At 70.2% G+C, this 6,735-nt stretch carries 7 protein-coding genes; 1 reads left to right on the forward strand and 6 read right to left on the reverse strand.

Annotated elements, in window-relative coordinates; all coding sequences use genetic code 11:
- From VFA06_RS00730 to VFA06_RS00755, 6 genes are all read right to left on the reverse strand, one after another.
- Nucleotides 1-410: DUF445 family protein (locus VFA06_RS00730; protein ID WP_324838358.1), on the reverse strand; the 410-nt coding region annotated here is incomplete at its 3' end.
- A gap of 61 nt (nucleotides 411-471) precedes the next feature.
- On the reverse strand, nucleotides 472-831 hold the full coding sequence (locus tag VFA06_RS00735; RefSeq protein ID WP_324838359.1) for a hypothetical protein: 360 nt from the start codon (nucleotides 829-831) through the stop codon (nucleotides 472-474).
- On the reverse strand, nucleotides 828-1,697 hold the full coding sequence (locus tag VFA06_RS00740) for a hypothetical protein (protein WP_324838360.1): 870 nt from the start codon (nucleotides 1,695-1,697) through the stop codon (nucleotides 828-830). Before VFA06_RS00740 ends, VFA06_RS00735 begins: the two co-directional genes overlap by 4 nt.
- Nucleotides 1,690-2,682, reverse strand: coding sequence for a citryl-CoA lyase (locus VFA06_RS00745; RefSeq protein ID WP_324838361.1), 993 nt, complete (start codon nucleotides 2,680-2,682; stop codon nucleotides 1,690-1,692). The genes VFA06_RS00740 and VFA06_RS00745 overlap by 8 nt, the downstream gene beginning before the upstream one ends.
- A complete protein-coding gene (locus tag VFA06_RS00750) occupies nucleotides 2,675-3,862 on the reverse strand; it encodes a CoA transferase (protein WP_324838362.1) in 1,188 nt (395 codons plus the stop codon). The genes VFA06_RS00745 and VFA06_RS00750 overlap by 8 nt, the downstream gene beginning before the upstream one ends.
- 137 nt (nucleotides 3,863-3,999) lie before the next feature.
- On the reverse strand, nucleotides 4,000-4,818 hold the full coding sequence (locus tag VFA06_RS00755) for an IclR family transcriptional regulator domain-containing protein (protein ID WP_324838363.1): 819 nt from the start codon (nucleotides 4,816-4,818) through the stop codon (nucleotides 4,000-4,002).
- 310 nt (nucleotides 4,819-5,128) lie between these two features.
- Between VFA06_RS00755 and VFA06_RS00760 the strand changes: the two genes are divergently transcribed.
- A complete protein-coding gene (locus tag VFA06_RS00760) occupies nucleotides 5,129-6,523 on the forward strand; it encodes an amidohydrolase family protein (RefSeq protein WP_349260000.1) in 1,395 nt (464 codons plus the stop codon).
- The last annotated feature ends 212 nt before the right edge of the window (nucleotides 6,524-6,735 follow it).

Genomic DNA, 6,735 nt, shown 5'->3' on the forward strand with positions numbered 1-6,735 from the left:
ACCCGCTCGGCGTGCTTGTCGTCGGCCAGCCAGCCGCCAAGCCGGGCGGACAGGCCGATGGCGCGCAGCCGGGCGCGGATGACCTGCGCGGAGAGGAAGTTCTCGCCGACGAAGTCGCCCAGGCTGCGGCCGAGCGCCTCCTTGCGGTTCGGGATGATCGCCGTGTGCGGGATGGGCAGGCCGAGCGGGTGGCGGAACAGCGCGGTGACCGCGAACCAGTCCGCCAGCGCGCCGACCATCGCCGCCTGCGCGGCCGCGCCTAGGTACTGGGCCCAGGTCGCGCCGTGCCCTTCCTGCCAGCGGGCCAGCACGTACAGGCCGACGGCGGCCAGCAGGAACCCGCTGGCGACCGCCTTCATCCGCCGGACGCCGCGTCGCTTGGTCACCTCGGCGGGTGAGAGTTGTCGCACGTCGCCATTGTGACAAGATCGGCGCCCGGCTGGCGTGAGTCGCGGCGACCGGGCCGCGGCCTCAGGTCGCGATGTCCGGATAGGGCAGGCTCATGTGGGCCAGTCGGCGCGCGTACTCCAGCTGGAAGCCGAGCGGTTCGTAGTCTCGCTCGAACATGGCGATGAAGAGGGTGAGCGTGAGGAAGGGATGCGCACCGAGCTCGAACAGCTTCGGGTAGTCGTGTGTCGCCAGGGCCTCGCGCTCGGTGTCGTCGAAGCGCAGCCAGGTCGAGGACTCACAGGAGTGGCAGCCGAGGATGCGGTTGGCGTACTCGGCCTCCCACGCCGTGACCGTGCCGCGCGGGTCCTCCCGGTAACGCTCGACCAGCTCGGCGTCGCGGTCGACGGTGAACAGGAACTTGTTCAGCAGGTACTTGCTCACGGCCGGGCTCCGTTCGCGTTCGGGTACCAGGTGAAGTAGGCCTCCATGGTGTGGAACAGGTCGTAGGTGTCCACGTAGTCGGCCTTCGCGCCCTCGCCGGCGACGCCCATCATCAGCATGAAGTCCATGAAGCCGTGGGTGGCGTTGCCGGGCAGGTGCAGGCTGTCCAGGGTGACCTCGGCGAGGCAGCCCTCGATGTCGCCGGAGGCGATCCAGTCCACGGCCTTGCGGTCGAACTCGGGGTCGGGGCCGGTGGGTCCGAACTGGCGCGGGCCGCCGAGTTCGAGGGAGAGGTGCCCGGTGCCGATGACCGCGACGCGCTGATCGGAGGGCCAGGACTCGACCAGCTCGCGGATGGTGCGACCGAGCTGCACGAAGCGCTTCGGGCGCGGCAGCGGCGGGGCGAAGATGTTGGTGTAGATGGGCACGATCGGCAGATCCGCCTGCGGCCGCAAGGTGATGATCGGGCAGGTGATCGAGTGGTCGATCCGCAGCTCATTGGAGAAGGCCAGGTCGAAACCGGCGTCGAGGCCTTCGCGCAGCAGGTGGGCGGAGAGGTCTTCCTGGCCGGTGAGCAGCATGCGGGGCAGGCCGAATTCGCGTTCCTCGTTGTAGAAGTTCGCGTCGTAGAACGGGGCCTTGCCGACGAGGAACTGCGGCATGTTGTCGAGCCACAGCTGGTGGAAATGGTCCGATCCGACCATCACGAGCACGTCGGGGCGCGCCTTGGTCAGGGTTTCCCGGAACGCCTCGACCTTGCGTACCCACTCGTCGGCGAAGGCCGGGCGGTCCGCGCCGACGGCGGTGCTGGCGCGGTAGTAGAACGGGTGGTGCGTGGACGCGATGACCGCGACGAGTTCAGCCATGCGGACCTCCGTTGGCGGCGGGCTGGTAGGGCTCCGGCGGGACCGGCCGGTTGTTCAGGTCCACGGAGAGGAAGATCTGGTTCGCGACGGGTCGGCGCAGCTCCTCGGCCAGCTGGCCGATCAGTCCGGCGGTGCGGGCGAGCAGGGCGAAGCCGCGCAGCAGCTCCAGCGGCAGGCCGAGGTCGGCGAGGGCGGCGCCGCAGACCCCGGCGCCGTTGAGCGGCAGGGTTCTGCGTAGCACGGTCGGGTGCACTCGGCCGATCGCGGCGAAGAGCGAGAGGTGGGGACCGTAGAGCCCTTCCTCGGTGGCGATTTGGAAGAGCCGCGGGGTGCGCGGATCGCCCTGCTTGTGCACGTGGTGACCGAGGCCGGGGACGCGCAGGCCGGCGGCGCGGGTGTCTCGCAGGGTACTGAGAGCCAGCGCGTCCCAGCCGTCGTCGTCGGTCGGCAGCGCGCCGGAGTGGGCCGCGACGACCTCGTGCAGGAACTTGCCGCAGTCCTCTGTCACGCCGAGGAAGCGCGAGCCGCCGCCGAGCAGTCCGGCGGCGAGCGCGCCTTGGATCGAGTCGGGGGCGGAGAGGTAGGTCAGCCGGGTGACGATCGCGGTCGGGGTGAAGCCGTGGTCGGCCAGGGCGGCGAGTACGGCCTCGAAGACGCGGGTCTCGCCGCGGGTCGGACGGCGCTGGGCGGCGAGCCAGAAAGCGAGTTCACCGAAGCCGACCTCGCCCATCACGTCGCGGGCCAGGTCGCGGCCGAGCAGGGTGATGCGGTCGAGGGAGGAGGCACCCAGCGCCGTCGGGTATTGGGCTGGCGAGTGGTCGGCTGCCGGGGATGGCACGGTTGGGGACTGCGCCGTCGGAGATTGCGCTTCCGGATCTTGCGCAGTCGGGTCTTGCGCAGTCGGATTGGCGGCGGCGGGGTCGGGCGCGGTCGGGCGCTCGCTGGGCGGGACTTGGGCGTCCTGGGTCTCCGGCGTGTCAGACATCGTCGTCCACCGGGACGCTGAGCCAGGCGCGCAGCTCGGCGCCGTGTTCGTCGAGATCCGGCGGCGGAAGCCGGTAAGCCGGCGGGGTCTCGGAGAGCCTGATGGGGTTGCGGGTGGTCGGCATCGCGCGCCCGCCCTCACCGACCTCGACGATCGGATCGAGGCCGAAGCGCTCGGCCATCGCGAAGCCGCCCTTGATGGTGTTGATCGGCCCGCTCGGCACCCCGGCCTCGACCAGCAGGTCGAACCACTCGTTCGCGCCGCGCTTGCTCAGCTGCTCGACCAGCAGCGGCCGCAGTTCCTCGCGGCGCTCGGTGCGGTCGGCGTTGCGGGCGAAGCGCGGGTCGTCGGCGAGTTCGGGGACGCCAAGCACCTCGCACAGCTTGCGGAACTGGCCGTCGTTGGCCGCGGCGACGATCAGATCGTCATCGGCGGTCGGCAGCGGCTCGTAAGGGAACACGCTCGGGTGTGCGTTGCCCATGCGGAAGGGCACCACTCCCCCGGCCGCGTAGGCCGAGCTGTGGTTGACCAGGCCGGAGAGCGCCGAGGACAGCAGGTTGATCTCGACCTGCTGGCCGCGTCCGGTGGCGTCGCGATGCCGCAGCGCGGCGAGGATGCCGATCACGGCGTGGTTGCCGGCCATGACATCGAACACCGAGATCCCGGCGCGATACGGCGGCCCGTCCGGGTCTCCGGTCAGGCTCATCAGACCGGAGACTGCCTGGACCATCAGGTCGTAACCGGGCACGTCGCGACCGGGTCCGGTGCCGAAGCCGCTGATTGACGCGTAGATGAGGCCGGGGTTGCCGGCGCGGACCGACTCGTAGTCGAGCCCGTATTTGGCCAGGCCGCCGGGCTTGAAGTTCTCGATGAACACGTCGGCGCGGCGGGCCAGCTCGCGGGCGAGTTCGACGTCTGTCTCGTCGCGCAGGTCGAGCGCGATCGAGCGCTTGCCGCGGTTGATGCCGAGGTAGTAGGTCGACACGCCGGCGCGGACCGGCGGCATCCAGGAGCGGGTGTCGTCGCCCTTCGGCCCTTCGACCTTGATCACGTCGGCGCCGAGGTCCGCCAGCAGCATCGTGGCGTATGGGCCGGCCAGGATGCGGGAGAAGTCGGCGACCAGCAGGCCCGAGAGCGGACCCGCCACCGGACCCGCCTGGCTGCCCCGTTCGATCGCCAACTCTCCTCCTTGTCCGATCTACGGACAGTCGTCCGTTCAGCGATTCTCGCATGATCGGGCGCGGCGTCAAGGGCCAGTTCGCGGAGGGCGGCCGGTCACACCTGCGCGATGTCAGGTAGCGCTGGTGCAGTGCCCAATCACGCCCGCGCGGTGGCCGCCGCCCGCGTGATGTGCGGTACCGCCTCCAGCCGGGCGAAGTCGGCGCTGATCTCGCCGGCTGCGTGCAGAAGCAGCGGCAGGTGATGATCGACGAGGCGCTCCAAGGGCGTCTCTGCGGCGTGCGTGTTCACGTTCAGCGCCGCGATGACCTCGCCGGAGCCGTTGCGCAGCGGCGCGGCTGCAGAGCGGATGCCGCGCGTGAGCTGTTCGTCCGTCAGCGCCCATCCGCGCGCTCTGACCTGGCGCAGTTCGGACCGGCGCTCGGCGAGGTCGGGCTGCCAGATCGGGGTGAGACCGGAGCGGCTCGGCTCGGCGAGCACGGACTCGACTTCGGCGTCAGGCAGGGCGGCGAGCAGCACCTTGCCGAGGGAGGTCTGGAGCGCGGGAAACCGGGTCCCGATCTGCACCGCGAGCGAGACGATCTTCGGGACCGCGACCCGCGCGACGTACACGATGTCCGAGCCGTCGAGCTGAGCGATGGAACAGGATTCGCCGGTGCGCGCGGACAGGATCTCCATGTGCGGCCTGGCCACTTCCCACAGATCCATCGATCGCACGTAAGCGGTGCCGAGGTCGAGTACCCGAGGGGTGAGCGCGAACCCCGATCCGCGGGCGCGCACGTAGCCGAGTTCCTGCAGAGTGAGCAGGATCCGGCGCGCGGTCGGCCGGGCCAGCCCGGTGGCCGCGGCGACCTCGCTGAGGGTCATCACCGTACGGCCGGGCTCGAAGGCGGTGATCACGTCGAGGCCGCGGGCCAGCGCCTCGATGAAGTCCGGTCCTGCGCCGTCACGGGCCATCAAGTCTCCTCGGCGTATGGCTGTCCGCTGGACGGACAGAGTTCGGGCACGCCACAAGTAGAGCACAGCGGCCGACCGGCTCCAAGGGTCGGCATGCGGACGCCGCGATCACGGCGAGTTGGCTGGTCGCGACCGCTGTCGGGGTTGACACGGCGGCGAGCGGGCCGGAGAGTAACGGCAATCTCGCCGCCCGCTGGGCGGACATCGGTCCGAAGGAGTCGCCGTGAGTGAGACAGCCGCCACGGACGGATCAGCGCTCGACTTCACCCCGGGGCGCCCGGTGCTGCTGCGCGGCGGCACGGTGCTCCCGATGGACGCCCGGCGGCAGGTGCTCGCCGACACCGACGTGCTGACGGTCGGCCACCGGATCGAGGCCGTGGGTCAGCACCTTGACGCACCGCAGGGCGCCATCGTCATCGACGCGAGCGGCGGCATCGTGATGCCGGGGATGATCGACACACACCGGCACATGTGGCAGACCGCGATGCGCGGCTACGGCGCCGACTGGACGCTGACCCAGTACTTCGTCTGGTACTACCTGGAATCCGGGAAGCTGTTCCGCCCAGAGGACATTCACGCGGGCAACCTGCTGGCCGCGATCGAGGCGCTCGACGCGGGAGTGACGACGGTCCTGGACTGGTCGCACGGCCTGCGCACGGTGGACCACGCGGAGGCCGCGGTCGACGCGCTGCAGTCGGTGCCGGGCCGGTACGTGCTCGCCTACGGCAACATCCAGCAGCCGCCGGCGCAGTGGTCCACCGCGCCCGAGTTCCGCGACTTCGTGCGCCGCCGGATCACCGGTGACGACATGCTCGGCTTCCAGCTGGCCTTCGACGTGACCGGCGACCCGGCGTTCCCGGAAGCGCCGGCCTTCGAGGCGGCGCGGGAACTCGGCGTCGGCGTGACGACGCACGCCGGAGTCTGGGGCGCGACCAGCGACGAGAGCATCCGGCTCATGTACGAGGGCGGATTCATGACGCCGCAGACCACGTACGTGCACGCGGCATCGCTGTCCGCTGATTCGTACCAGCGCATCGCGGCGACCGGCGGCTCCATCTCGGTGGCCACGGAGAGCGAGCAGAGCGCGGGTCAGGGATACCCGCCCACCTGGGCGATCCGCGCGCACGACATCCCCGTCTCGCTCTCGATGGACACCAGCGTGTGGTGGAGCGGCGACCTGTTCTCGGCGATGCGGACGACGCTCGGCGCGGACCGCGCCCGGGAGCATTTCGAGGCGCACCTGAAGGGCGAGACGGTCACGCATTGCAGCCTGCGCGCAGAGCATGTCGTCGAGTGGGCCACCCGCGGCGGCGCGCACACGCTGGGCCGGGACCACGATCTCGGCAGCCTGGAGGTGGGCAAGAAGGCGGACGTGGTGTTGATCAAGAACGACCAGTCGCCGGTTTCCTTCCCGCTGCTGAACCCTTATGGCCACGTGGCGTTCCAGGCGCAGCGCGGGGACGTGCACACAGTCCTCGTGGACGGCCGCGTGGTCAAGCACGAGCACCGGCTGGTGGGCATCGACCTGGCGGCCGCGCGGCGCGAGTCGGAGGCGACGGCCGAGTACCTGCGGTCCGCGCTGGGCGACGAGGCGTGGTTCCGGGGGATGAACCCTGACATTCCCGAGTCGAAGGTGCTCGACAATCCGTACACGTACACCGAGTACCGAAGCGACGCGACGCGCAGCACCCGGCCTGAGGTGTGAGGGGGTAGCGCGTCAGCGGCCTGACGGGCTCGCTGACGCGCTACAGCCGGAATCGGTCAGCTCACGTTGACCGCGGTGTCGTCGATGACGAATGAGGTCTGATATTCGAAGTCCTCGGCGCCGGTGAACTTGAGGGTGACGGTCTGTCCGGCGTACGACGCGAGGCTGAAGCTGTGCTGCGTGTAGCCGGTGTTGTGGTTGAGGTTGGAGTA

The sequence above is a fragment of the Actinocrinis sp. genome (assembly GCF_035653575.1).
Lineage (GTDB): Bacteria > Actinomycetota > Actinomycetes > Streptomycetales > Catenulisporaceae > Actinocrinis.